Below are 25633 nucleotides of genomic sequence, written 5' to 3' on the forward strand. Positions count from 1 at the left end.
AAACCCCACGCTCACACGCTTTTAGCAGACTGATCAGTCTAATATTCATTAAAAGAACTAGAACAGCTAGTATTACGACCAGTAACCGAATTCTTTAGCTGTTTATTGATTTGAGGAAAGGCCCACTACTGACATGTCGCAAGCCCCACTGAAGGTAGCCGTCATCGGCGCTGGCCCAGCAGGTATCTACGCCTCTGACATCCTGGTCAAGAAGACCGGTGGCAACGTCCAGATCGACCTCATCGAGCAGATGCCAGCTCCCTTCGGTCTCATCCGCTACGGCGTAGCCCCAGATCACCCACGCATCAAGGGCATCGTTAACTCCCTGCACCGCGTCCTGGAGACCGAGCAGATCCGCCTCATCTCCAACGTGCACATCGGCCGCGACCTCACCGTCGAGCAGCTCAAAGAGCACTACGACGCCGTAGTCTTCGCCACCGGTGCCGTAGGAGACCGCGTCCTCGACGTGCCGGGGGCAGACCTCGAGGGCGTCCACGGCGCCGGCGAATTCGTGGGCTTCTACGACGGCAACCCGCGCTTCAACCGCGACTGGGATCTCTCCGCTGAAGAGGTAGCCGTCGTGGGCGTGGGTAACGTGGGCCTTGACGTCGCCCGCATCTTGGCCAAGACCGGCGATGAGCTCAAAGTCACCGAGATCCCAGACAACGTCTACGAGTCCCTGTCCAAGAACAAGGCTCACACCGTGCGCGTCTTCGGCCGCCGCGGCCCGGCACAGGCAAAGTTCACCCCGCTGGAGCTCAAGGAGCTCGACCACTCCCCGACCATCAACGTGGTCGTGGACCCGGAGGACATCGACTACGACGAGGCTTCCCTCGAGGCACGCGCCAACTCTAAGTCCCAGGATCTGGTTTGCCAGACCCTGGAGGGCTACGCCATCCGCGAACCGAAGGAAGCACCACACACCCTGCAGATTCACCTGTTCGAGCAGCCGGTTGAGATCCTCGGCGAGAATGGCAAGGTCACCGGCATCAAGACCGAGCGCACCGCCCTCAACGGCGACGGCTCCGTCTCCGGGACCGGCAAGTTCACCGAGTGGCCGGTTCAGGCGGTCTACCTCGCTGTGGGCTACCGCTCCGACGCTATCGACACCGTTCCTTTCAACTCCGAGAAGAACGTCATCAACAACGACGGCGGCCACGTCACCGAGCTCGACGGCACCATCGTCCCTGGCCTCTACGCCACTGGCTGGATCAAGCGCGGCCCGGTGGGCCTCATCGGCAACACCAAGTCCGATGCCTCCGAGACCATCGGCATGCTGCTTGACGACGCCGAGGCAGGCAAGCTCTCCCACGCTTCCGAAGAGGACATCACGGAGACCCTGAAGGCTGCGGGCGTGGAGTTCCTCTCCTGGGATGGCTGGAAGAACCTCGATGCGGCAGAGCGCGCACTCGGCGAGGCCGAGGGCCGCGAGCGCAAGAAGTACGTCGAGTGGGAGGACATGGTTTCCCACTCCCGCGGCTAATTTTCCCGAATAAAAGCGCCAGCACAATGCTGACGCTTTTTGTGTTTTGCGGCGCAGCCGGGGCGGCGCGGCTCAGCCGCTGCAAATGTACCGTTTCTTGCAATTAAGCCGGCAAAGATGAGCCGTTCGGGTTCACTATTCACAAGGAAAGGTACGAGCTCTATGGACCGAGATGTGCGACAATCGTGGCGGCATCCAGGAGCCTTTTTCCTGCAAATAGCGGGCCAAAACACACAATTGTAGGGCACTATTTACAGGAAACGGTACGAACAGAAGAATGGTCGCCACGAAGGCGCCCGCACGGGAAAGTGCCTAAGCGCGGATGATTCCAAGCACCTCATCGACGATGGCCTGGACTTCATCAGCAGTTTTCGCCTCAACGTTCAGACGCAGCAGTGGCTCAGTGTTCGAAGCGCGCACGTTAAACCACGCATCCGTGCCCTTCAACTCAACGGTCACGCCGTCCAACTCGTCGACAGACTCAATCTTGTCCGCCAAACCATCTAGCACAGCCTGGGTTGCAGCCTTCTGGTCTGCCACGGTGGAGTTGATCTCACCGGAAGCCTCATAACGCGAATACTGAGCCATCAGCTCGCTCAACGGCTTATCGGTCTCCCCCAAAGCAGCCAGCACGTGCATCGCAGCCAACATGCCGGAGTCCGCATTCCAGAACTCCTGGAAGTAGTAGTGTGCGGAGTGCTCGCCGCCAAAAGCAGCCTTCTCCTTGGCCATCTGCGCCTTAATGAACGAGTGGCCCACCCGGGTACGCACAGCCTTGCCACCATTTTCGGCAATCAGCTCCGGCACCGTCTTCGACGTAATCAGGTTATGGATGATCGTCGAACCTGGGAACTTCTGCAAGTAACGCTGCGCCACCAACGCACAAATAGCTGACGGCGAAACAGCATCACCATTCTCATCGACCACAAAGCAACGGTCCGCATCACCATCGAAGGCAAGGCCAATATCAGCCTTCTGCTCAGTGACAAACTTCTGCAGATCTACGAGGTTCTTCGGATCCAGCGGATTAGCCTCGTGGTTCGGGAAGGTGCCATCCAACTCGAAGTACAAATCACGGACATCAAACGGCAGGCCCTCAAACACAGCCGGAACCGTATGGCCACCCATGCCGTTAGCAGCGTCTACCGCCACAACCAGTGGACGTGAAGACTCCAGCGGCACCAAAGAACGCAGGAAGTCCGCATAGTCCGGGAGCACCTCGCGCTCGCTGACAGAGCCAGGCTCGCCGTCAAAGGCCGGCACACCCTCAATCAGCATGCCCTTGATAGCCTCCAGGCCAGTCTCCTGCCCCACCGGCACAGCACCCGCACGGCACAGCTTGATGCCGTTGTACTTCGCCGGATTATGCGAGGCAGTAAACATCGCACCCGCACAATCCAAAGAACCAGCCGCAAAATACAATTCATCAGTCGAAGTCAGGTTCAACTTGATGACATCCAAGCCCTGAGAAGCCACGCCCTGCGCAAAAGCGTCAGACAACGCCGGTGAAGAAGGACGCATGTCGTGACCCACCGCCACCTTGGTCTCCCCTTCACCGCGCAAAATAGCGGCATAGGCAGCACCGGTGTCACGAACGAAGTTCTCATCAATATCTTCGCCCACGACGCCACGGACGTCATAGGCCTTAATAACGGCATCTAGCTGTTCACGAGTACGCATAACCTGCAATACTACCCCTTTTGCATATGCAAGAACGGACAGCGGCCTAGGAACAGGATTTTTAATCTTCTCTATTTTTAATCTTCTCTGACGCGATGATGATTGCCGCGGTCGACGTCGCTAAGCGCGGCTTCCTCACTCTCGTCCCGCACAACCGTCAGGTGGGCGCGACGGTGTTGCTTCGCCTCACTGACACGTCGAGTGCGAAAAACCGGGTGATTCGAGCTATCCGGATCTGCACCATCGAAGTTCGCGGCGTAGTCGATGGGGTCAGAACCGGAGCCAGCACCATCGTCCACCAGGCCGGTGGTCACACGGCCAGCCTCACGCACGGCCTCAGCGAGTGCCATGAGGTCATCTTCCTCGTCCAGCTCGATGCGATCCACGCGCACCATCTCCCAGCCGATGGGGGCGGTGATGCGGGAGCTATGCTTCTCGCACAGGTCCCAGCTATGCGGGTCAGTCTCCTCCGCAAGCGGGCCAACGACGGCCGTCTGCTGTGAATATGCGTAGGTCAATGTTGCCACGGCAGGTCGGCCGCAGCCTGGGCGAGAGCAATGACGAGAATGATTCACGGCAATGAGTCTAAACCCTTACTTGAGATTTGAATAGTCGGAACTCGGCGCGCCCCGCACCGAAAAGCACCTGCGGAGTCCTAAGATCACGCTCATGACAATGCGCCGCCCACATGTACGCCCGTTCCGCAATCGCCGTGGACGCGGCATGCGCGGCCCACTCCTGCCACAGACGACACCGCGTTTCCGCAGCAACAGCGAGCGCTTCGACATGGCAGTCCTCGAGGCCTACGCCCCGATTCAAAACGCCTTCGCGGAGCAGCTCGCGGGCCTCGACCTAGCTGTGGACACAGTTCCCCGCATGCGCCTTTCAGCAGACATGACCGTGCTGCCTGAAGAAATCATTGCCGATGGCCCGGTCCCTCTCGGACGCGTAGTTCCCGCCGGTGTGGATTCGGCCGGCCGTCCTACCCGCGCACGAATGGTGATCTTCCGCATGCCCATCGAGGAACGCGCACAGAATCCTGGAGAGCGGGCAGAACTCTTGGGGACAGTCCTCACCGCACTAGTGGCGAACTATCTAAATCTTGACCCCGAAGACGTCGACCCAAGGTTTAGTTGGTAAAGAAAAATCCCCCACCTAGCAGACGCTCAACCGAAAAAGTTGAACAGAACTAAACGGGGGACTTGAGCTAAGTCGGCTTTAGCTAACTAGCCAATCTCACGCTTGAGGCGGCGACGCTCACGATCAGACAGGCCGCCCCAGATTCCGAAGCGCTCGTCATGCTCAAGGGCATACTCGAGGCACTCATCACGCACCGCGCAGGCCTGGCAGATGCGCTTAGCCTCACGGGTGGAGCCTCCTTTTTCTGGAAAGAAGGCTTCAGGATCGGTCTGCGCGCACAGTGCCTGGTCTTGCCACTCCTGCTCGACGGCGCCAAAAAGCTCGTCAAGCGACATCTCTGCGGCAGCACCGCCACGGAGAATAGCGCCATTATTCGAGTTTTTCTCCACGCTACTTCCTTTCTCCGAGGTTGGGTTGTTCTTACTTAGTGGCACCGACTGTACACCAGGACCAACAAAGCCAGTCCGGCACCGCCGATGCGTTTGATTACACTGATGTTATTTCACACCGGATCACTAAATATCGTCAACCTGACCAGAGTCCATTTTGCCCAAATTCGCCAAAAACGCAGCACACGATCCTCAACTTTCACATCCGTCACACAGATCCCCCCATGGGGGTAAGGTGTGGGGGTACTACATATAGTGGTGCCTCATGATCCTGTAAACAATTCCCAGGTTTGATCGGCGTGTCGCCACCACTCTGAATTTTCTAGTGGATCTCAAAAAACACTTTGGCCACTTTGATCCCATGTAGCACCCAGCGGTTACGCAAGCCCATAAAAATATCCCCCCACCAGTGTCAATAGAGACAATGGTGAGGGAAACCCTCCAGCTCGAGCTTTAGGCGTCTGAGCTAAAGCGCACGCCCGCGTCAGGAATCTGCACGCCCGGGAAGACGCGCATGCCGCCCTTGAGCTCACAGCGCGCACCAATCACAGCGCCTTCGCCAATAACGCAGTTATCAATGTGCGCATTCGCCCCGATGTGAGCACCAGAGGCGATAATCGAATTGCTGATTACTACGCCAGGTTCGATTGTCACGCCGGCAAAGACCACTGTGCCGTCCAAACGCGAACCGGCCCCCACCTCAGAGCCACGGCCCACTGCCGTACCCGAAAGCAGCAGGACGCCGCCAGCAATACCCGCGGAATCATCCACCACGGATTCACCCGTGCGGCCCTCCAGCAACGGTGAGTGCGCAATGCCACGCACCAAGTCCGAGGAACCGCGTACAAAGTCATCCGGGCGGCCCATATCGCGCCAGTAGGAGTTGTCCACGTGGCCCACTACCAAGCAGCCTTCCTCCAGCAGATTAGGGAAGGTCTCACGCTCGACCGAAACCACACGGTCAGCCGGAATGCTCTCGATAACTTCGCGCTTGAAGATGTAGCAACCAGCGTTGATCTGGTTGGTTGGTGGATCCTCGGTCTTCTCCAGGAACGCCGTCACGCGGCCATTGCTGTCCGTCGGCACGCAGCCAAACGCACGCGGATCCGCCACGTTGAGCAGGTGCATTGTCACGTCGGCGTTCTTCTCATGGTGAGTCTGCAGGATGCCGTTGAGGTCCATGCCGGAGAGCACGTCACCGTTGAAGACCATCACCGTGTCGTGGCGCAGCTTGTCATACACGTTGCGAATGCCACCACCGGTTCCCAGCGCGGTCTCTTCCACCACGTACTCGATCTCTAGACCCAAGTCAGAGCCGTCACCGAAGTACTCCTCAAAAACCTCCGCTTTAAAGGAAGTCGACATCACCACGTGGTCGATGCCAGCAGCCTTAATACGTGCCAGCAAGTGCTGCAAGAACGGGTAATTTGCAGTCGGCAGCATCGGCTTTGGAGTACCGATGGTCAGCGGACGCAAACGCGTGCCGCGGCCGCCTACAAGGATGACGGCGTCGGCGGAGGCACCCCATTGGGTAGCTGCTTCAGTCATAACGAGGATTCCTTATTCGAATTAATCGACGTGTTATATCGGCAGATGTTGTATCGGGCTAAGTTTATAAGGCAAAAGGCGTGAGTATTAACTACGGCACGCAAGTGCCGTAACCGCATAGGCACGCAGCGTCAGGCCAGCTCTTAACACGAGCCGAATTGGCGCTTGCCACCAGTAAGGGTGACGGTCGGCCTGGAAGCGATACGCAGAATCATGGTGGGCGTGTAACATCGCGCCGGCGTGAGCCTGCGTCGAGTGGCCCTTAGCGTGGGTAATTATGGCATCTGGGCAGAAGACGTTGTTCCAGCCAGCGCGGCTAAAACGGTCACCCAGGTCGACGTCCTCCATATACATGAAATAGCGCTCGTCAAAGCCGCCAATCTGTTCATAAGCTTCCCAACGCACCAGGAGGCAGGAGCCTGATAGCCAGCCGGCTACACGCTCTACTGACATGTCTTTATCATCTCGGTACGCGCGGGACCATGGGTTACCCGGCCAGATTGAGCCAAAGAGGGCGTGTCCAATCCCGGTCGCCAGCGTCGGCACAGCACGCGCTGAAGGATAGTTGGACCCGTCCGGCTCTACGATGCGCGGGCCCACAGCCGCGGCCTGTGGGTTGCGGCGCGCGCACTCGAGCATGGTGTCCAGAGCCCCTGGCGTGAAGGTGACATCTGGGTTGCTAATGAGGAAGAACTCATCGTCGACCTCCCCCAAAGCACCGCTCTTGATGAGGCGTGCTCCCGCGTTCATTCCGCCGCCGTAGCCGATGTTTCCACCCGTGTCTAAAAACACAACGTTGGCGTGGCTTTCCGCGGCAGCCTGCGGGACCCCATCGGTGGAGCCGTTATCGGCTAAGACCACCGTGGTGGGTTGCTGGGTGGCATTCTCCAGCGAATCGAGGAAATCCCCAAGGTAGTGGCCCGGCGAATAGGTCACCGTCACCACTGCGAGGGGAGCGTTATTTTCTGTGTTCACGATGGTCCATAGCGTACCCATACTTGACGGGAGGATGCCGCCAAGACACTGCGAGCTAGAAGAAAATCATGCGCAGATCACGATTTCGCGCTTACCTCGCCTAAACTGTCACAAGACTAAAACAAATTATGCATCGGAATCACCACCGATACCTACAGGTGAAGAACTCCAAAATAGAAAGTCCTCCCACTGTGTCATTTGAAAAAAGATCGGACAAGCAGCGCCGCGCTCGTGCCATCCAGCCCGCGCCATCTTCGGCGTCGACCGTCAAGCAGCAGGGTTCCAAGCCGCTAAAGGCAATCCTTACTTTCTTGTCGGCCGCGATTCTTGTTTTCTCTGGCGTGGGTTATGCCACCGTGGGCCGCGTGGGCGACGGAGTGGCCTCAGTGGGAAATTTGGCGCTCGGCAACCAGGGCGGTTTCAAAGCTAACACCCAGGACGGCGCAGTGGACATCCTCTTGGTGGGCAAGGATTCGCGTACCGATGCACAGGGCAATCCTCTCTCTGAAAAGGAACTGGCGGATCTGCACGCAGGTGTCGCTGAGGGCGAGGAGAACACAGACACCATCATGATCATCCGTATTCCGGATGATGGCTCACGCGCAACCGCGGTGTCCATTCCCCGCGATACCTACGTCGACGACGGCGAGTACGGCAACACCAAGATCAACGCGGTCTTCGCAGCGCACAAGGCAGATAAACTCAAGGAACTCGAAGAGGAGAATGCGGTAGCGGAGGCCCAAGGCGATAAGAAGCCGTACTCCGACAAGGAGATTGAGCAGAAGGGCGTCGAGGCCGGCCGCCAGGGACTTATCGATATGGTCCGTTCCCTTACGGACATCGATATCGATCACTATGCAGAGGTCGGACTCTTGGGCTTTGTGCTGCTTACCGACGCCGTCGATGGCGTCGACGTGTGCTTGAACAACGACGTCAAGGACGAGATGTCCGGCGCCGACTTCCAGAAGGGAAGGCAGACTCTCCATGGCGCCCAAGGCCTGTCCTTCGTCCGCCAGCGCTACGGGCTGCCACGCGGCGACCTCGACCGTATTGTTCGCCAGCAGGCCTACATGGCTTCGTTAGTCTCGAAGGTGCTGTCCTCAGGAACCCTGGCTAATCCGAATAAACTCTCTAAGATCACCGAGGCGATTGAACGTTCCGTCGTCATCGATGAGGGCTGGGACGTCATGGGCTTAGTCACCCAGCTGTCTGGCCTGGCCGGCGGAAATGTCACCTTCACCACCATTCCAGTGACCTCCATCGACGGTGTCGGCGACTATGGCGAGTCCGTGGTGACCATCGATAAGGCTGAAGTCCACAAGTTCATGGATGACCTCGCAAGAACTGCGGAACAGGATGAAGCAGCCGCGGCGTCGGCAAGCGCTGAAGAAGGCTCCAACCCTTCGGAGCAGCCAGTCGCGGATGGCATCGAGCTTAACGTTCTCAACGCGGGCTCCATTGACGGTCTCGCGTCAGGCATCGGCAAGTGGCTCACCGGCGTGGGCTACATGGTCGAACGCACGAGCAACGCCGAGCCAGGCTTGTACGCGCAGTCGCAGATTGTCGCCGCCGACGAGAATGACCAGCGCGCCAAGGACCTCGCGGAGCAGCTCGGTGGCCTGCCCGTGACCTCGAACCCTTCCTTGGATGAAAACACCTTCGTGGTCGTTGCATACGACGACTACACCGGCCCATCCGATGAGGCCGCCCAAGCCGCTGAACCGGCTGAATCCGCTGCCAGCGACCAGGTAGGAACCCCAGGCAGTGACCTCGGAACGGCTATGGTTTCGCCGGAGATCGACGCCGGTGGCGACGGCCCGCGCTGCGTGAACTAAACGCCACACAAACTAAGTAATTCTCAAGCCGGGGCCTAGGGCCATCGCGCGAAAGCACTCCCTGCCACGCTAAGGCTAAGTCACCTACGATGGTCGGACATGGATATGCTTCAGCACCTACTTTCCGCAGATGCCGCAGCGCCGCGCCTGACTTTCTACAACGAAGCCACCGGCGCGCGCATGGATTTTTCCGCGCAGACCTTGGATAACTGGGTTTCCAAGATTGCCAACATGCTCTTAGAAGAGCTTGAGCTCGATTCCGATTCCCTCATTTTCTTCGACCTCCCTGTTTCCTGGCAGCCCGCGGTTATCGCTTTGGGCGCCCTTGCTGCCGGCGTCGACACAGCGTTCACGCGCGCTGAGCTAGACGGCGCAAGCCCCGATGTTATTTTTGCCGCGCCCGAGGGCTTTGCAGAGTTGACTGAGGAATTCACAGGCGCCGATGTTGTGCTCGTTACCGATGATCCATTCGGGCGCGGCGTCATCGAATCTGGCGGCGAATTGCCCGCTGGCGCCATCGACTTTGGGCCCACCGTGCGTTTCTACGGCGATCAGTTCTATGGCCCCACCACCGCTTTGCCGGAGCTTTATTCGGCCGCCGGCCCTGCCCAACGCGTGATGTCCGCGGGGTGGAAGGACAAGGATTCCTTTAAGAAGTTGATTCTCGAACCGCTCGCATGTGGAGGCTCCGCCGTTATTGTCGCCGGCATGTGCACTGCCGAGCGTTTAGAAGAAATCGCCGCCAACGAGAAGGTGGATCTGCGTCTTTAGCTGGCACGAACGCCATCGGCGGTGTTAATTCCCAGAAACTCCTGGAGGCGCGTGCCCACGGCATGGATTTCCGCGGCGGCAAAGTGCCCGCTACGCCAAGCCGCATGCAGGGGCACACCGCCTAGCATCTCCTCCTTGTTGCAGATGCGCAGGCCTACCGCGTCGTGGTCCTGCAGAGCACTGGAGATGGCGATTGCGCGCCCGGCTCGCGCGAGGGCGATGAGCGTAACGGTGTCCTCGCACTCGACGACGTCGCCAAGCACAGCGTGGCTGCGCCCTACGAAGGCATCGAAGAGCCCGCGCGAGACGCTGCGCCGGCCTGACATGGCGAGACGATGAGTGACCAAGTCCTCCACATCGATGCTGTCTTGGCCTGCTAGAGGGTGCTCCTTGTTTACCCAAGCTCGGATAGTGGCCTCCCCCAGCGGAACGGAATCGAGCCCCTCCTTTACTGGAATTGGCGTCACCACCACATCCGCGGTGGTATCTAGCGCTTGGTACACCTCGTAGTGCTCGACCGCCAGCGTGGTCAGAAGCGGAATTACCCCGCGCGCATCAGCGATGAAAGGCGCCAAAATCGTCGAGATGGTCGTCGGCGTTGCGGCCACCTGCAAGGCTCGCATTTCGCCGCGTTGCAACGCCGCAACCGCCTGCGTAGCCCTGTTATTATCTGCCACCAATTGCTGGCACACAGGAATCAATGCCTTGCCCGCTTCGTTGAGACGCAGCACCCCAGCTGCGCGTTCGAAAAGCTCGAGCCCCAGCTCCTCCTCAAAGCGCCGCAGCTGGCGGCTTAGCGCCGGCTGGGTGATGCTCAATTGCTCTGCCGCGGTAGTCACGGAACCGGTGCGCGCGAGCGCCAAGAAATATTTCGCCCTCGTGTAGTCCATAAAGCTTCATTTAACACGAGCTATTACCAATGGGCATGGATTTCAAAATCCTTAGACATTAGACAACATGGTCAAAAGTCCCTCACAATAAGGTGAAAATGTTGCACCAATCACAGAAGAAGGATTGTTTAAAAACTATGACTCGTCGCCATGTTGGCACCGCCATCGCTGAATCTCTTGCAGCGCACAACGTCAAGCGCGCATACCTTGTCCCGGGCGAGAGCTTCCTGCCAGTGCTTGATGGACTCTATGACAGCCCCATCGAAGCCATCGTTACCCGCCAGGAAGGCGGCGCTTCCTACATGGCAGAGGCACACGGCAAGGCGACCGGTGAGCCGGGCGTCGCAATGGTCACCCGCGGCCCAGGTGCTTCCAATGCCTTCGTTGGTATCCACACCGCCTGGCAGGATTCCACCCCGCTGGTCCTCTTCGTGGGTCTTATCCCCTTCCCCGACCGTGACCGTGAGTCCTTCCAGGAGTTCGACCCAAAGGCTTGGTTTGGCACCCAGACCAAGCAGGTCTTCATCCTCGATGACCCATCCCGTGCTTCCCACGTGGTGGCCGAGGCGTTCTTCCAGGCCAAGCAGGGCCGCCCAGGCCCAGTAGTGGTGGGCCTGCCGGAGGACATTCTCCACTTGGACTTCGACGGGGAGATTGTCCAGCCAATCAACGTGACAGACGGCGCGGTATCCCCAAGCGATATCACCGCGCTTTCCGAGGCCCTACGCTGCGCCGAGCGCCCACTCATCTTCGCCGGCGGCCCGCGCTGGACCCCAGAGTCCGCACGCCAAATCACCGAGTTTGCAGAGACCAACCAGATTCCGGTGGTCCACGATTTCCGCGCCAGCGACCGCGTCCCTTTTTCTTCCCCGGCCAACGCCGGCTGGCTGGGCTACGGCCGTGATGAGAAGGCAGCTGCGCTGCTCCAGGATTCCGACCTCGTACTCGCCGTTGGAGCAGTGCTTGGCGACGTCTCGACTGACGGCTACAAGCTGCGTCAAGGCGCAAATGACCGCAACTTCTTCATCAACATCGATTCCAGCCTGCGTGGCAACTCCGCAGCCGTCACCCGCCACATCCTGGCCAGCCCGGTAGCCTTCGCCGAAGCGCTGTCTGAGATCGATGCGGGCGAGGTCTCTGCTGCCCAGCAGCAGTGGTTCGCGGATGCGCACGCGGCGCAGGTGGCTTTCTCAACGGTTCAGGACGAAGCCGACTGGCGCCCGGCTCCTGAAGGAACCGCACACATCGAATCACTCATGCGCGCCATTCAAGAGCAGGCCCCAGAGGATTCCATCTACACCTTCGGCGCCGGCAACCACTGCATCTGGGCGCAGCAGTTTATGCACACCAACGTCTACCCCTCCCAGTTCAGCGTGCGCAATGGCTCGATGGGCTACTCCGTTCCAGGTGCAGTCTCCACCAAGCTGGAGTTTCCTGAGCGCACCGTCATCGCCATTGCTGGCGACGGCGAGTACCTGATGAATGGCCAAGAGCTGGCTACCGCCCTGCAGTATGGCGCTCCTTATCTGACCGTCGTACTGTCCAACGGTGAGTTCGGCACCATCCGTGATCACCAAAAGAACCACTTCCCTGATCGCGTTTCCGGCACCCAGCTTTCCAACCCGGATTTCGCCGCCGTCGCCCGTGGCTTCGGCGCACACGGCGAGCTTGTCACTTCCGACGCCGAGGCAGCACCTGCCGTCGAGCGCGCACTGCAGGCTATGCGCGAGAAGCAGATTCCAGCAGTCATCAACGTGATTGTGGATCAAGCTCTGTCGCTGCCTGACAACGACTAGACCTGTCCCCAAACAAAGGATTTTCAATGAGCAATACCGTTGCTACCACTGTTGAGCGTGCGGAGGCCAAACCTGCTGGCTCAACCATGACTTGGGTCATCACCCTGTTCGGCACTGCCGTCGGCGCAGGAATTTTGTTCCTTCCACTTAACGCTGGTGGATTTGGTTTCTGGCCGCTGGTCTTTGCCACGGTCTTCATCCTGCCGCTGGTCTATTTCTCGCACCGCACCTATGTCCGAATAGTCAGTGGCGCGCCCATCCGTGACCACGGCAAGGACGTCCTGGAACTGGCCACGCAGTATTTAGGCCGCCCCTCCGGCATCGTTATCGCCATTTTGTACTGGCTCGCTATCTTTCCCACAGTGCTGATTTACGGCATCAGCATCACCAACTCGGTCGATAGCTTCATCGTCAACCAACTGGGTGGACCTTCCATCAACCGGTGGGTACTCGCCATCCTCTGCGTGGGCATTATGACCGGCGCGTTCGCGGTGGGCCGCAAACCCATGATTTGGCTGGCCCAAGTGCTGGTCTATCCGCTCATCTTCGCTTTGACGGCAACGTCCATCTACCTCATCCCTCGCTGGGATTTTCAGAGCTTTCTGCACTACGACAACGGGGAAGGCGACTTTGGAATCCTCAAGGGAATCCTGCTGATTCTGCCGGTGCTTGTATTTTCCTTTTCCCACATGGCGGCGCTGTCTCAGTTCGCACTAGACATGCAGCCGGCCTATGGCGAGAAGACCGCCAAGCGCGTTGACCGCACGGAGATACTTACCGCCATCTTGCTAGTGGTCTTTACCATGTTCTTCGTTTGGTCATGCGTCCTGGCTTTGGGGGCCGATGGAATGAATGAGGCACTGGAACAAAACATTCCGGTACTGTCCTACTTCGCTAACGTCACCGGCACCCCGTTCATGGCCTACATGGCACCCGTTGTGGTCATGTGCGCCATCATCTCCTCCTACTTCGGCCACATGCTGGGCACCGAGGAAGGCACAGAGTACCTGCTGCGCCTAGCAGCGCCAAAGCTGGCTGAGCGCATCTCGCACCGTAGCCTGCTCAACATCGTCTATCTCATCACCTTCGTTGGCACTACCCTGGTGGCGGTCTATAACCCATCCATCGTGTCGATGATTTCGGTCGTCGGTGGCATCTTCGTGGCTTTCCTCGTTTACCTGGCCCCGGTCTACATGTTCAAGAAGCTCGACGCTTTTTCCAAGTTCAAAAATGACCCGTGGAACTACTTCGTATTTGGCATGGGAATCGTCATCATGGCGGTTACCGTGTGGAACATGTTCTAGGTCTTATCAATCACTTCTTAAAAGTCGCTTTAAAGTAAGGAGTTTTAAAACCATATGCTTCGCCCTGATCTCAACAAGTTCCCTGATTACAAGCCCGGCAAGTCCGACGGCGACAAGCTGAAGCTCTCCTCCAACGAAATCCCTAACCCACCGCTTCCCTCCATACTCGAGGCAATGACGCGGGCGGCAGCGGAGACCAACCGCTACCAGATCAATGGCTGCCCAGAACTGACCACCGAGCTTTCTAAGTACCTAGGCGTTCCTGAAGATCACCTCGCCATCGCGGCGGGCGCCTCGGCCATCGTTCAGCAGGCCATCGGAATGTCCTGCCACACTGGTGACGAAGTAATCTTTCCGTGGCGCAGCTTCGAGGCTTACCCGCTCTACGTGCGCATGGCCGGCGCGGAACCAGTGATGACTCCGCTCACCGAGGACGACCGCTTGGGCTTGGATGCCGTGATCGAGGCCATCACGGACAAGACCCGCGCCATCATCCTCTGCAACCCAAATAACCCAACCGGCACCACCATCACCAAGGGCGAGTTCCGCGACTTCATGGAGCAGGTTCCGAAGGACATCGTGGTTATCCTCGATGAGGCTTACTGGGAGTACAACGACGCGGAGGATACCCCGAACTCTGCCGAGGAGATTTTCAACTACCCGAACCTGGTGGGCGCCCGCACCTTCTCCAAGGCCTTCGGCCTTGCCGGTGCACGCGTGGGTTACGGAATCGCCTCCCCGGAGCTCATCCACGGCCTCAAGCTAATGACCATGCCGCTGACGGTTACCTACATGGCAGAAAAGGCTGCCATCGCAGCACTTAACTCGGCAGAGGAGCTGCTTGCCCGCGTCAAAGAGACCAAGGTGCAGCGCGAGCGCGTAGCTGAGGCAATTGGCGCGCGCCCTTCCAAGGGCAACTTCGTTTGGATTCCACGCGGCGACGCCGAAGAGGTTGAACGCAAGCTTTCCGACGAAGGCGTCATCATCCGCCGCTACCTGGATGAGGGCGTACGCGTTTCCATTACCACCGAGGAAGAAACAAACATCTTCTTGGCCGCCTGGGAGCGCGCGGGTATTCGCCCATACGGCGAATAATCGCCTTCTATCCCATCGCCCTTTCCCTACTTAGACGGCGGTTGCTCACCTGGAACCGCCGGCAGGAAATCTGCCAATAACGCCGCCAAACCCGTTTGAAACGGATCTTCCGCAAACGGGTTGGCGGCTTTTTGCTCTTTAATTGCCGCAGCCGAAAGTTTTTCCAGCCATGCAGCACGGGCGCTGCGCAGATACGGTACTTCTACATCACCGTCTTCGGGAATCTCGAAGATTTCTTGGGGAGCATTGGCATCGAAGGCAGAGCCGTAGATGAAGGACTCCAGCATGATGATCCGCGGCAGAATCTGCGCGGATTCGACGCCCGCAAAGGCCAGTACCTCAGCTAATTTTTCGTACATTTTCACTGCCCGTGGAGCACCTGACACGGGGGTAGAAGCAATGACCTCCACCAGCGGATAATGCCGCGCGAATACATCGCGGTAGGAACGCGCCCAGACCTCTAATGCGTAACGCACGCTCACCTCACCCGCTAAGGCGGCGTCGAGAAGCGATGCGTCTACCTGTGCCATCACCGCATCCTCCACGAGGATAAGCAGCTCGTGCTTGTTCTCAACGTGGTTGTACAGCGCGCTCGGCCCCACCCCCATTTCGCGAGCGATTCGGGCCATTGTGAGCTTCTCGTACCCCTGTTTGTCAATAATTTTTAGGGCAGCCTCAGCAATTTTTTCACGAGTTACCAGCGCCTTTGATGGTCGGCCTTTGGCGCGCGAAAAATTCATGGTTCTTACCCCTATCCAGACTCACACTGAGTCCTGTACAGTGACACGCAACACAAAATGAATGCTGTTCATTTTGCGCTTTGCTTTCATCAAATCTTCCCACAGTCGCGCACGTCTAGGCGCGCGATTCAACGGGAAGGCCATACTCAGGAGTGAAACACCATGTCATCTCTTTTCAGCAATGACTCCAACACCAACCCCGTCATCGAGCGCGATGTCGTCGTCATCGGCGCAGGTCCAGCAGGCCTCATGGCGGCCCGCACCCTGAAGAAGAAGGGTCTGTCCGTCGCAGTCCTCGAGGCACGTGACCGCGTCGGCGGCCGTACGTGGAACGGCAAGGTCAAGGACGCCGAGGGCGTAGAGCACTTCGTCGAGCTGGGCGGCCAGTGGATCTCCCCAGACCAGACCCGCCTCATCGCGCTCGTTGATGAACTAGGACTCGAGACCTTCCAGCGCTACCGCGAGGGCAAGTCCATCTACGTTGCCCCAGACGGCACCCGCCACGAGTATGAGGGCACCGTCTTCCCTGCTTCCGAGAAGACCATCGCAGAGATGGACCGCCTCATCAAGATCATGGACGACCTCGCAGCAGAGATGGACCCGGCGCGCCCATGGGCTCACCCGCGTGCGAAGGAGCTGGACTCCATCTCCTTCCGCACGTGGCTCGAGGGGCTGTCTGACGACGCCGAGGCAATCGACAACGTCTCCATCTACGTAGCATCCGGCATGCTGACCAAGCCTTCCTATGCTTTCTCCACCCTGCAGGCAGTGCTCATGGCATCCTCCGCAGGGTCCTTCTCTAACCTGGTGGATGAGGACTTCATCCTCGACCGCCGCGTGGTCGGCGGCATGCAGACCGTCTCCCTGACTCTGGCCAAGGAGCTCGGCGAGGACGTTTACCTCGGTACCCCGGTTCGCGAACTGCACTGGGCTGAGGTTGACCCAACCACTGCTGATGACCTCAACAAGATCGCAGCCGACGTTCGCAACGGCGTGCCGAACAACGGCGCTGCTGGCCAGGTGACCGCCTACTCCGAGAAAGTCACCGTCAAGGCCCGCTACGCAGTCCTGGCAGTTCCGCCAAACCTGTACAGCCGCATCTCCTTCGTACCGCCGCTGCCACGTGACCAGCAGATCGTGCACCAGCACATCTCCATGGGCTTGGTCATCAAGGTCCACGCCATCTACGACAAGCCTTTCTGGCGCGAAGAGGGCCTTTCCGGCACCGGCTTCGGCGGCGGCCGTTTGGTTCAGGAGGTCTACGACAACACCAACTACGGCAAGAACTTTGCTGCCTCCGTCGAGGGCGAAGAAGACCAGTACGGTACCTTGGTCGGCTTCGTCTCCGACGTTTATGCCGAAGAAATGTGGCACCTGCCAGAAGAAGAGCGCAAGGAGCGCATCCTGTCTGCAATAGCTGATTACCTGGGCCCGAAGACCAAGGAGCCAATCGCGTTCTACCTCTCCGACATGGCTGCAGAAGAGTGGACCCGCGGCGCATACGCCACCTCTTATGACCTGGGTGGCCTATCCCGCTGGGGCCACCTGCAGAACGAGCCGACCGGCTCCATCTACTACGCCTGCTCCGACATCGCTGCCGAGGGCTACCAGCACGTCGACGGTGCTATCCGCCAGGGCGAGCTCGTCGCCCAGAAGATTGCCGATAAGGGTTAAATATTGTCTGCTTCTGATTTCCAGCGCCGCGCAGCCACCGGACATATCTTGGTGGGCTACGTTGCTACGGACTATGGCAAGGACGCGCTCCGCTTGGGCATCGCCCTTGCCAAGACCCGCAACGTCAACCTTGAGATCGTCATGGCGGCCCCGGCCAATAATTCCTTCTCCGGTGTCTACCCGCACGACCGCGGATACAGCTCCATCCTGGAAGAACAGATTGCAGGTTGGTTGCAGGAGGCGCTGGGCGAAGTCCCCAGTGATATCCGCGCCACCGCCAGGATCGTCCCCGGCGAGTCTGAGGCCGAGGCCCTCAATCGCGCGGCGGAAGAACTGGACTGCGACATGATCGTGGTTGGTGCGCGCAAGGGCGGCCTTTTTGGCCGCTTCCAAATGGGTACTGCGGTCAACACGTTGTTGCACTCCGGTACTGTCCCTATCGCTCTCGCACCACGCGGCTACTCCTACCCCGGCCCCATCAGCCGCATCACCGTCATGTTTGGTCCGCGCCCAGGCACCACGGATGTCATCGCGATTGGTTTGGACCGTGCGCGGCGCCGCCACATTCCGCTGCGCCTGCTTTCGCTCGTGCTGCCTGGCGAGTCCGATTTGCATGGCCTCGGCACCGACGTTCCCAATGCAGTACGCGCTTACGCCAACCGCAAGCTGGGCGATATCGCCGAAGAAATGCTCTCGGCAGGCTATGCCACAACCGACGTCGCCACTGGGCGCGACGTCGAAGCCGCAATGGAAAACATCACCTGGCAAGACGGAGAGCTCGCCGTGGTTGGCTCTTCTCGTCTCGCGGTTCCCGGCCGGCTCTTCTTGGGTGGCACGGCGTCGCGAATGCTGCGCTCCATTCCCGTTCCCATGGTCGTCGTACCAGCCGGCTATATGCACGCCGGCGCCGACAACGAAGCGATCTAGCAAGCGCTTTCGCCCAGATCGCCTCCTAGCACCAGACCGTATTTCCTAGTTCTTTTTTGAAAGGCGGTGAGTAGTCATGACTAGTGCCACTCCTGCACCACCGATTCAACCCACGCCGGGCAGCGGCGATAACATCGCCTCCACCAAGGGCCTGGCTACCGGACGCGTCGGCTTACTCGGCGCAGTCGTCATCGGCATCAGCTGCATCGCGCCGACCTATACGCTGACTTCCGGACTTGGCCCCACCATTTCCGCGGTAGGCGAGTTTGTTCCGGCGGTCCTCCTTTTGGGATTCATCCCGATGCTCCTGGTGGCCTTTGCCTACCGTGAGCTCAACAACGCCGTGCCTGACTCCGGTACTTCCTTTACGTGGGCTACCAAAGCATTCGGCCCGTGGGTGGGCTGGATGGGCGGATGGGGCCTTATTACTGCCACCATCCTGGTGCTTTCGAACCTTGCCGCAGTCGCTGTGGACTTCTTCTATCTCTTCCTGGCCCAGATAGCAGGCCGCCCCGAAATTGCAGATCTGACGCGCAATCTCTGGATTAATATCCCCACCACGATAGTGTTTATCGCCATTGCCGCGTGGGTTTCCTACCGTGGCCTAGATTCCACGCAGAAACTACAGTATGTGCTGGTGGCGGTCCAGATCATCGCCATCGTTGTCTTTGACATCGTGGCCATCGTGCGCGCTTATAAGGGCGGCGGATTCGACTTCACCCCGATTTCAGTTTCATGGTTTAATCCGCTGGAAATCGGCAACTTCTCCCTCATCGCGGCGGGCATTTCCTTGTCCATCTTCATGTTCTGGGGTTGGGACGTCACGCTGACGATGAATGAGGAAACGAAGGACCCAGAAAAGACTCCGGGCCGCGCGGCAACCATCACGGTCTTGGTCATCATCAGCCTCTACGTCCTCACCGCACTGGCGGTCATCACCTGGGCGGGTACTGGTGACGAAGGCTTAGGTGCCGGCAGCCCGGAGAACCAGGAATCCATCTTCGCCGCGCTCTCCTCCCCTGTGCTGGGCTCGGCCGCCCTGCTTATCTACGTCGCGGTGCTCTCCAGTTCCTTCGCCTCGCTGCAGTCCACGATGGTCGGCCCCGCCCGTACACTGCTGGCAATGGGCTACTACAAGGCGTTGCCGCCGGTCTTTTCCAAGATCAGCCCCAAGTTCCGCACGCCGTCTACGGCCACGATTGCCTCCGCTATTGCAGCGGGCGGTTTCTACACGGTCACGCGGATCCTTTCTGAGAACGCTCTGTGGGACACCATTTCTGCCCTCGGATTGATGATCTGCTTCTACTACGGCATCACGGCGGTGGCCTGCATCTGGTACTTCCGCCACGAGCTTTTCAGCAGCGTGCACAACGTGGTTTTCAAGTTCTGCTTCCCCTTGGTCGGCGGTGGATTCTTGCTGCTGATGTTCTTTATCACCGCATTCGATTCGCTTAGCCCGGAATACGGTTCTGGCTCCTCGATTTTCGGGGTGGGTACCGTCTTCGTTCTGGGCATGGGCATCTTGCTGCTGGGGGCCGTACTGATGCTGTTCACGCGCTTTGCGCACCCGGATTTCTTCAAGGGCCGCACACTGAAGCGGATAACGTCCGGCGAAGACTCTCAATTGCCGCTAGTTTAGAGGCTAGCCCTATTTCAACCTAGTTCACTTTTAGGCTCCAAAAGGAGCTGGATCACACAACAAGGAGAATTAATGTCTACCACTTACCGAGTTCAAAACCCTGCTACCGACGAGATCGTCGAGACCTTCGACGCGGCAACCGACGCCGAGGTAGAAGGCGCATTGGCGAAGGCCGCCGCAGCCTACCGCGAGTGGAGCGCACGCCCGATGTCCGAGCGCGCGGAAATCGTTGCCCGCGTAGCAGCGCTGTTTGCAGAACGCAAGGAAGAGTTGGCCAAGATTGCCGCGGAAGAGATGGGCAAGCCTATCTCCGAAGGCATCGAGGAAGCAGAATTCTCCGCCGCCATCATCAAGTACTACGCCGATAACGGCGAGGAATTCACCAAGGATCAGTCGATTCCTACGGGCGCCAACGGCACTGCGGTTATCCGCCGCCTGCCCATCGGCCCGCTGCTTGGCATCATGCCGTGGAACTTCCCCTACTACCAGATCGCCCGCTTCGTCGGCCCTAACTTGGTGCTGGGTAACACCATCGTGTTGAAGGACGCTGAGATTTGCCCACGTTCCGCACTCGCAGTGCAGAAGATCATGGATGACGCTGGCATCCCGGAAGGCGTATACAACAACATCTTCGCCACCCACGATCAGATTTCCACCATCATCGCCGATCCACGCATCCAGGGAGTTTCCCTAACTGGTTCCGAGCGCGCCGGCTCCATCGTTGGTGCCCAGGCAGGCCAGCACCTGAAGAAGGCTGTGCTGGAGCTCGGCGGCTCCGATCCTTACATTCTGCTCGACACCGACGACGTCAAAGAAGCAGCCAAGCTGGCTTGGACGACTCGCATGTACAACACCGGCCAGGCCTGCAACTCCAACAAGCGCATGATCGTCATGGAGGACATCTACGACGAGTTCGTGGCTGAGCTCACCAAGCTCGCTGAGGCAGCAAAGGCAGCGCCTGCCGACGCCCAGGGTGAGAACACCTACTCCTGCCTGTCCTCCCGCGGTGCGGCGGAGAACCTCCACGACCAAATTCAACGCGCGGTAAAGGAAGGCGCAACGCTGCGTGCTGGCGGTGAGCTGGCCGACAAGGGTGCTTTCATCTCCCCTGCCGTCATCACCGACATCCCGGTTGGCTCTGACATCTACTACGAGGAGTTCTTCGGCCCAGTCGCAGTGGTCTACAAGGTTTCCTCCGACGAGGAAGCGCTCGAGCTGGCCAACAACACCCAGTTCGGCCTGGGTGGCACCGTCTTTTCCAAGGACACCGAACGCGCAGCCGCCATCTCTCGTCGCCTCGAGGTGGGCATGGCTAACGTCAACACCCCGGCCGGTGAAGGCGAGGAGCTGCCTTTCGGCGGCGTGAAGCGCTCTGGCTTCGGCCGCGAGCTCGGCCCGCTGGGCATGGATGAGTTCGTCAACAAGCAGATGTACTACGTCGAGGGCTAGTCGCTGCTTCCTTCTTTAAACTGCTCCGTTCCTGACACGTTTGGCTCTGAAACTCGCTGTGGCGAGGACCTTCCGCGTTAGGAACGGTGCAGCAACAGTGCGGCCCTTAGAACTAAGCCCAACCGGCCGGCACGAGCCCCAGGATCGAAATCACCGAGTAGACAAACGCCAGGAAGTAAACCACGATGATGGTCCCCTGAATCACCGGGTTTGCCAGCGCACCGACGCTCCAGCCGGGGTCACGATCGCCCTTCTTGCGGGAGGCATGCAGCAACATCACCGGAATGATCGACATGATTGCACCCGCAAAGCCGCCCGCGTAGGACAGCGCTGCGACGAAACCGCCAAGACCCGCGACGGAGATAGCCAGCGGCGGTACAACGGTCAGCGCCACGGCAATGCCACGCTGCGCGTTGTTGCCCTCCCAGTGCAAAATGTCGAGCACGTTGCGCATGGTGGTAAATCCAATCGCGAGGAAGGAGGTCAGCATCGCTGCCAACGCGAAGATATTGGCCAAGTAGTACGCGACCGGTCCAAGCGCCTCGCCCCAGGCGATGGTAACAACCTCAGTAACGTTCATTCCCAACAGCCCCAGAGCCGCAAACGGCACAAGTGCCAGTGTAAAGCCGGTAATCACCATGCCGAGCACGATGGCGCGAGCTGTCTCCTGCGGCTTCGCTGGGTCCATGCCCTGTACTAGCTCCGGCACCACGTACTGAGCCAAGAACGAGAAGACGGCCAGGTTCAAAATAGGAACGATGAAGAACGGGTGGAGTACCAACAGATTCTCGGCCTCGATTCCAGGTCCCAGAAGGGTCCAGCCGCACAGCACGGCAATGATGATGGCCATACCTGCGGTAATAGCGCCTTCTGTGGCACCGGTGGTGTGCAAGCCGCGGTACATAACCCAAGACCCAAAGCCGAAGAAGATCAACGTTCCTGCCAGCGGCGGCAGGCCGAAAATATTATTGATGAGGTCGCCGGAGCCGGAGGCGTAGGCGATGAGCGCGCCGACGCCGTTGACGATAATCGCCACGAAGACCAGCCAGCGGCCCCACTGCCCCAGATAGTGCTCAGCAAGACCAGAGACCTGCAGAGGCGCCCTCGTGCGCATCGCGGTTTCGGCCACATAGAGCATCGAGATAGTGGTCAGCGTTCCGGCCACCAGCAGCGCAATGACGAGCGCAAGGAAGCCACCGTTGCGCGCTGCATATGGAATCGACAGAATGCCGGCGCCAATGTTAGTGCCGAAGATCAGGGCAATGCCTTGAATAAATGACAGCGCTGGCTTAGGTGCCGCGTTGCTGCGCGTTGAAGTTGTCATCGTTTCCTCCGTTTAAGGCGCCGGCTGCTTGCCGACGCCGCTCTATATAAAACGCACCGTTCCAGACACGGAAGGCCCCCGCCGAAGCGGGTTTGAAAGCCAAACGTGTCAGGAACGGTGCAAGGTATTAAGGCTTCGCGATGTAGCGCACCGAGATGTACTCCTCGATGCCCTCTGCGCCGCCCTCGCGGCCGAAGCCAGACTCTTTGATGCCACCGAATGGAGCGGCGGCGTCGGAAATCGCAGCGCGGTTGATGCCAACCATTCCGGACTCCAGCGCGTGTGCCAGGTACTCCGCGGTGTGGAAGTTCTCCGTGAAAGCATAAGCTGCCAGGCCAAACTCGGTGTCGTTGGCTTTAGCCACGCCCTCCGCCAAGTCGGAATAGGTGGTCACAGTCGCAACGGGACCGAAGATCTCCTGGCGGAGAATCTCGGCGTCGTCAGGCAGCTGCGCCAAGACCGTTGCCGGGTAGAAGAAGCCCTTGCCCTCCGGCTTGGAGCCGCCGGTCGTGGCAACAGCACCCTGCTCCAGAGCCTTCGCTACCAAGTCGGCCACCGCATCGCGCTGCTTTGCGCTAATCAGCGGGCCGAGCGCGGTGCCCTCAGACAAGCCGTGGCCCGTCTGGAAAGCAGCCATCTTCTCAGTCAGCCGCTGGGTGAATTCCTCAGCCACTGCCTCGTGCACGATGAAGCGATTCGCCGCGATGCAGGCCTCGCCACCGTTGCGCATCTTCGCCTGCATCGCGCAGTCCAGCACTAGGTCGAGGTTGGCGTCCTCGTGGACCAGGAACGGGGCGTTGCCACCGAGCTCCATGGAGGTCCGCTGCAGGTTATCGGCGGACTGGCGCACCAGGATCTTGCCCACGCCGGTCGAGCCGGTAAACGTCACCTTGCGCAGGCGCGGATCCGCCATGAGCTCGGAAGACAGCGCGCTAGACTGCGTGGTGGTCACGATGGAGAACACACCAGCCGGTACCTCGTGGCGGGCGAATACCTCAGCAATAACCTCACCCAGCAGGAGCATGGTCAGCGGAGTCTCCGCAGCAGGCTTCACCACGACCGGGCAGCCAGCGGCGAAGGCCGGGGCAATCTTGCGGGTGGCCATGGCCAGCGGGAAGTTCCATGGGGTAATCGCTAGAACCGGACCAACCGGGGTGTGCGAAACGGTGATGGAACCATTACCAGCCGGGGACTGGGAGTAACGGCCTGGGATGCGCACTGCTTCCTCGGCAAACCAGCGCATGTACTCTGCGCCGTAGGCCACCTCGCCCAGCGCTTCCGCGTAAGGCTTTCCCATCTCCAGGGTCATCACGCGAGCGAAGTCTTCCTTGCGCTCGTTGATTGCATTGAAGATGTCGGTGAGGATGATGGAGCGGGTACGCGGCGCAAAACCCGCCCACTCTTTTTGCGCGGCGTCGGCAAGCTCCAGCGCGCGCATCCAGTCAGCGGAGGTGCCATCTGCAACGTTGGCAATGACTTCTTCCGTTGCTGGGTCGAGGACCTCGAAAGTGGCGCCGCCGGTGGCTGCGACGTTCTTGCCCTCCAGCCAAAGGCCAGTTGGCAGAGAATCCAACAGCTCAGAAACCTGCGAATAATCAAAGTTTGTCATTTGCTTCTATCCTTTTGGCTGCAGCCCGGACTTACTTGCACTCGTTGAACTGCTTGACTACTACCTGCAGGGCCTCGCGCCACAGATCCTCCGGAATGGCCAGGGAAGGCAGGAAGCGGATGACGTTGTGGTCAAGGCCGCAGGTCAGGAGAAGAACGCCCTCGGCCTTGGCAGCGTCAGCGATCTTGTGGACGAGCTCAGCGTCCGGCTCGCCATCAGCGGTGACGAACTCGAGCGCCAGCATGGCGCCACGGCCACGGAACTCTGCCACGCGCTCGTCGCCGAGGATTGGCTCCAGCTCCTCGCGGGCAATCTTTTCCAGGTTCAGCGCGCGGGCGCCAAAGTCCTTGTCCTCAAATTCCTTGAGGGTAGCCAGCGCTGCTGCACAGGAAACTGGGTTACCGGTGTAGGTGCCGCCCAGGCCGCCTGGCTGCGGTGCGTCCATGATCTCTGCACGGCCGGTGACTGCGGAAAGCGGCATGCCGGAGGCGATGCCCTTAGCGATGGTGACTAAGTCAGGAACGATGCCCTCGTGGTCGGAAGCGAACCAGGAACCAGTGCGCATCATGCCGGCCTGGATCTCGTCGACGATGAAGACGACGTCGTTGTCGTTGCACCACTTCTGGATAGCTGGCAGGTAGCCCTCAGCTGGGACCACGAAGCCGCCCTCACCCTGAATCGGCTCGACCACAACGCAAGCCAGGTTGGCAGCGCCGACTTCCTGTTCAATCATGGTCAGAGTCTTCTTGGCTGCTTCCTCGCCACTGAGTTGGTCGCGCAGCGGGTAAGACATCGGTGCGCGGTAGATTTCCGGCGCGAACGGGCCAAAGCCGTTCTTGTATGGGGACTGCTTTGCGGTCATGGCCATGGTGAGGTTGGTGCGGCCGTGGAAGGCGCGGTCCATGACTACAACGCCGCGCTTGCCGGTGTAGTTGCGGGCAATCTTGACGGCGTTCTCAACGGCCTCCGCGCCGGAGTTAAACAGCGCGGTCTTCTTTGGGTGATCGCCCGGAGTGACCTCGTTGAGCTTTTCAGCGACCTCGACGTAGGACTCGTACGGGGAGATGGTGAAGGAGGTGTGGGTGAAGTGTGCGACTGCTTCCTGGACGGCCTTCACCACGGCTGGATTGGAGGCACCGGCGGAGGTCACGGCGATGCCGGAGGCCAGATCGATGAAGCGGTTGCCGTCAGCGTCGGCGAGGATGCCGCCGTCAGCGTCGACGACGTAGCCCGGCAGCGAAGGCGCCATGCCAGCTGGGATGGCGTTCTTGCGGCGCTCATCCAGTGCGGCGCTGACTGGTCCGGGGACCTGCTCGGCGAGGTGGCGGGTCTGCTCGATGCGGTATTCAAGTTCCTGCATGATTC

21 protein-coding genes are annotated in these 25633 nt (G+C 59.4%); 11 read left to right on the plus strand and 10 right to left on the minus strand.

The annotated features are described in order from the left end of the window. Positions 1 to 133: 133 nt before the first annotated feature. Positions 134 to 1483, plus strand: coding sequence for an FAD-dependent oxidoreductase (locus I6I72_RS03485; RefSeq protein WP_049063004.1), 1350 nt, complete (start codon positions 134 to 136; stop codon positions 1481 to 1483). Positions 1484 to 1795: 312 nt separating this feature from the next. On the opposite strand, the gene I6I72_RS03490 is transcribed toward I6I72_RS03485, so the two are convergent. Then, positions 1796 to 3163 (minus strand): phosphomannomutase/phosphoglucomutase, encoded by a 1368-nt coding sequence (locus tag I6I72_RS03490; RefSeq protein WP_049146850.1) that lies wholly within the window; start codon positions 3161 to 3163, stop codon positions 1796 to 1798. A 77-nt stretch (positions 3164 to 3240) separates the two neighbouring features. After that, complete coding sequence (locus tag I6I72_RS03495) at positions 3241 to 3738, minus strand: DUF3499 domain-containing protein (RefSeq protein ID WP_080548590.1); 498 nt, start codon at positions 3736 to 3738, stop codon at positions 3241 to 3243. A 94-nt stretch (positions 3739 to 3832) separates the two neighbouring features. On the opposite strand from I6I72_RS03495, the gene I6I72_RS03500 reads away from it, so the two are divergent. Next, positions 3833 to 4303, plus strand: coding sequence for a metallopeptidase family protein (locus tag I6I72_RS03500; protein ID WP_005528148.1), 471 nt, complete (start codon positions 3833 to 3835; stop codon positions 4301 to 4303). A gap of 86 nt (positions 4304 to 4389) precedes the next feature. Here the strand turns inward: I6I72_RS03500 and I6I72_RS03505 are convergent, their stop codons facing one another. The 3 genes from I6I72_RS03505 to I6I72_RS03515 form a co-directional block, all read right to left on the minus strand. After that, the gene (locus tag I6I72_RS03505; protein ID WP_005528147.1) at positions 4390 to 4638 is read right to left on the minus strand and encodes a WhiB family transcriptional regulator; all 249 of its coding nucleotides are present in this window, start codon (positions 4636 to 4638) and stop codon (positions 4390 to 4392) included. 507 nt (positions 4639 to 5145) lie between these two features. Continuing rightward, the gene (gene manB, locus I6I72_RS03510) at positions 5146 to 6240 is read right to left on the minus strand and encodes a mannose-1-phosphate guanylyltransferase (protein WP_201807474.1); all 1095 of its coding nucleotides are present in this window, start codon (positions 6238 to 6240) and stop codon (positions 5146 to 5148) included. Positions 6241 to 6327: 87 nt separating this feature from the next. Further along, positions 6328 to 7236: a glycosyltransferase family 2 protein gene (locus I6I72_RS03515; protein WP_049146854.1), complete on the minus strand. Its 909-nt coding sequence runs from the start codon at positions 7234 to 7236 to the stop codon at positions 6328 to 6330. Between the two features lie 170 nt (positions 7237 to 7406). On the opposite strand from I6I72_RS03515, the gene I6I72_RS03520 reads away from it, so the two are divergent. Next, positions 7407 to 9050, plus strand: coding sequence for an LCP family protein (locus tag I6I72_RS03520; RefSeq protein ID WP_201807477.1), 1644 nt, complete (start codon positions 7407 to 7409; stop codon positions 9048 to 9050). A gap of 99 nt (positions 9051 to 9149) precedes the next feature. Beyond that, positions 9150 to 9821, plus strand: coding sequence for a TIGR03089 family protein (locus I6I72_RS03525; RefSeq protein WP_049063892.1), 672 nt, complete (start codon positions 9150 to 9152; stop codon positions 9819 to 9821). Here the strand turns inward: I6I72_RS03525 and I6I72_RS03530 are convergent. After that, on the minus strand, positions 9818 to 10711 hold the full coding sequence (locus I6I72_RS03530) for a LysR family transcriptional regulator (protein WP_005528141.1): 894 nt from the start codon (positions 10709 to 10711) through the stop codon (positions 9818 to 9820). The two genes, I6I72_RS03525 and I6I72_RS03530, sit on opposite strands and share 4 nt — an antisense overlap. A gap of 137 nt (positions 10712 to 10848) precedes the next feature. On the opposite strand from I6I72_RS03530, the gene I6I72_RS03535 reads away from it, so the two are divergent. From I6I72_RS03535 to I6I72_RS03545, 3 genes are read left to right on the plus strand one after another with little or no spacing between them, the layout of a single operon-like run. After that, positions 10849 to 12507, plus strand: a complete 1659-nt coding sequence (locus I6I72_RS03535; protein WP_005528139.1) for a thiamine pyrophosphate-dependent enzyme — start codon at positions 10849 to 10851, stop codon at positions 12505 to 12507. A 26-nt stretch (positions 12508 to 12533) separates the two neighbouring features. After that, positions 12534 to 13811, plus strand: coding sequence for an amino acid permease (locus I6I72_RS03540; protein WP_201807478.1), 1278 nt, complete (start codon positions 12534 to 12536; stop codon positions 13809 to 13811). A gap of 54 nt (positions 13812 to 13865) precedes the next feature. Then, on the plus strand, positions 13866 to 14906 hold the full coding sequence (locus tag I6I72_RS03545; RefSeq protein WP_005528137.1) for a histidinol-phosphate transaminase: 1041 nt from the start codon (positions 13866 to 13868) through the stop codon (positions 14904 to 14906). A 26-nt stretch (positions 14907 to 14932) separates the two neighbouring features. Here the strand turns inward: I6I72_RS03545 and I6I72_RS03550 are convergent, their stop codons facing one another. After that, a complete protein-coding gene (locus tag I6I72_RS03550) occupies positions 14933 to 15646 on the minus strand; it encodes a TetR/AcrR family transcriptional regulator (RefSeq protein ID WP_005528136.1) in 714 nt (237 codons plus the stop codon). Positions 15647 to 15808: 162 nt separating this feature from the next. Here I6I72_RS03550 and I6I72_RS03555 point away from each other — a divergent pair, with 162 nt between their 5' ends. The 4 genes from I6I72_RS03555 (at position 15809) to I6I72_RS03570 (ending at position 21335) form a co-directional block, all read left to right on the plus strand. Then, the gene (locus I6I72_RS03555; RefSeq protein ID WP_049166687.1) at positions 15809 to 17320 is read left to right on the plus strand and encodes a flavin monoamine oxidase family protein; all 1512 of its coding nucleotides are present in this window, start codon (positions 15809 to 15811) and stop codon (positions 17318 to 17320) included. Between the two features lie 3 nt (positions 17321 to 17323). Continuing rightward, on the plus strand, positions 17324 to 18247 hold the full coding sequence (locus tag I6I72_RS03560; RefSeq protein ID WP_049151908.1) for a universal stress protein: 924 nt from the start codon (positions 17324 to 17326) through the stop codon (positions 18245 to 18247). A gap of 76 nt (positions 18248 to 18323) precedes the next feature. Beyond that, on the plus strand, positions 18324 to 19886 hold the full coding sequence (locus I6I72_RS03565; protein WP_049151909.1) for an APC family permease: 1563 nt from the start codon (positions 18324 to 18326) through the stop codon (positions 19884 to 19886). Between the two features lie 72 nt (positions 19887 to 19958). Beyond that, positions 19959 to 21335 carry an NAD-dependent succinate-semialdehyde dehydrogenase gene (locus I6I72_RS03570; protein ID WP_005528132.1) on the plus strand — a complete coding sequence of 459 codons (1377 nt, stop codon included), beginning with the start codon at positions 19959 to 19961 and terminating at the stop codon, positions 21333 to 21335. Positions 21336 to 21447: 112 nt separating this feature from the next. Here the strand turns inward: I6I72_RS03570 and I6I72_RS03575 are convergent, their stop codons facing one another. The 3 genes from I6I72_RS03575 to gabT form a co-directional block, all read right to left on the minus strand. Continuing rightward, the gene (locus tag I6I72_RS03575; protein ID WP_201807480.1) at positions 21448 to 22659 is read right to left on the minus strand and encodes an aromatic amino acid transport family protein; all 1212 of its coding nucleotides are present in this window, start codon (positions 22657 to 22659) and stop codon (positions 21448 to 21450) included. A 127-nt stretch (positions 22660 to 22786) separates the two neighbouring features. Then, positions 22787 to 24268, minus strand: coding sequence for an NAD-dependent succinate-semialdehyde dehydrogenase (locus tag I6I72_RS03580; RefSeq protein WP_049151910.1), 1482 nt, complete (start codon positions 24266 to 24268; stop codon positions 22787 to 22789). Between the two features lie 31 nt (positions 24269 to 24299). Beyond that, positions 24300 to 25628 carry a 4-aminobutyrate--2-oxoglutarate transaminase gene (gene gabT, locus I6I72_RS03585; protein WP_005528129.1) on the minus strand — a complete coding sequence of 443 codons (1329 nt, stop codon included), beginning with the start codon at positions 25626 to 25628 and terminating at the stop codon, positions 24300 to 24302. Positions 25629 to 25633: the final 5 nt, after the last annotated feature.

Source organism: Corynebacterium striatum (assembly GCF_016728105.1).
Classification (GTDB): Bacteria; Actinomycetota; Actinomycetes; order Mycobacteriales; family Mycobacteriaceae; genus Corynebacterium; species Corynebacterium striatum.

Bases quoted from the DNA above. Each gene is read 5' to 3' on its own strand.
- I6I72_RS03570 (WP_005528132.1), top strand. From the start codon at position 19,959: ATGTCTACCACTTACCGAGTTCAAAACCCTGCTACCGACGAGATCGTC.
- I6I72_RS03565 (WP_049151909.1), top strand. From the start codon at position 18,324: ATGACTAGTGCCACTCCTGCACCACCGATTCAACCCACGCCGGGCAGC.
- I6I72_RS03505 (WP_005528147.1), bottom strand. From the start codon at position 4,638: ATGTCGCTTGACGAGCTTTTTGGCGCCGTCGAGCAGGAGTGGCAAGAC.
- I6I72_RS03515 (WP_049146854.1), bottom strand. From the start codon at position 7,236: ATGGGTACGCTATGGACCATCGTGAACACAGAAAATAACGCTCCCCTC.
- I6I72_RS03550 (WP_005528136.1), bottom strand. From the start codon at position 15,646: ATGAATTTTTCGCGCGCCAAAGGCCGACCATCAAAGGCGCTGGTAACT.
- I6I72_RS03575 (WP_201807480.1), bottom strand. From the start codon at position 22,659: ATGACAACTTCAACGCGCAGCAACGCGGCACCTAAGCCAGCGCTGTCA.
- I6I72_RS03535 (WP_005528139.1), top strand. From the start codon at position 10,849: ATGACTCGTCGCCATGTTGGCACCGCCATCGCTGAATCTCTTGCAGCG.
- I6I72_RS03540 (WP_201807478.1), top strand. From the start codon at position 12,534: ATGAGCAATACCGTTGCTACCACTGTTGAGCGTGCGGAGGCCAAACCT.
- gabT (WP_005528129.1), bottom strand. From the start codon at position 25,628: ATGCAGGAACTTGAATACCGCATCGAGCAGACCCGCCACCTCGCCGAG.
- I6I72_RS03485 (WP_049063004.1), top strand. From the start codon at position 134: ATGTCGCAAGCCCCACTGAAGGTAGCCGTCATCGGCGCTGGCCCAGCA.
- I6I72_RS03525 (WP_049063892.1), top strand. From the start codon at position 9,150: ATGGATATGCTTCAGCACCTACTTTCCGCAGATGCCGCAGCGCCGCGC.
- I6I72_RS03580 (WP_049151910.1), bottom strand. From the start codon at position 24,268: ATGACAAACTTTGATTATTCGCAGGTTTCTGAGCTGTTGGATTCTCTG.
- I6I72_RS03545 (WP_005528137.1), top strand. From the start codon at position 13,866: ATGCTTCGCCCTGATCTCAACAAGTTCCCTGATTACAAGCCCGGCAAG.
- I6I72_RS03500 (WP_005528148.1), top strand. From the start codon at position 3,833: ATGACAATGCGCCGCCCACATGTACGCCCGTTCCGCAATCGCCGTGGA.
- I6I72_RS03555 (WP_049166687.1), top strand. From the start codon at position 15,809: ATGTCATCTCTTTTCAGCAATGACTCCAACACCAACCCCGTCATCGAG.
- manB (WP_201807474.1), bottom strand. From the start codon at position 6,240: ATGACTGAAGCAGCTACCCAATGGGGTGCCTCCGCCGACGCCGTCATC.
- I6I72_RS03530 (WP_005528141.1), bottom strand. From the start codon at position 10,711: ATGGACTACACGAGGGCGAAATATTTCTTGGCGCTCGCGCGCACCGGT.
- I6I72_RS03490 (WP_049146850.1), bottom strand. From the start codon at position 3,163: ATGCGTACTCGTGAACAGCTAGATGCCGTTATTAAGGCCTATGACGTC.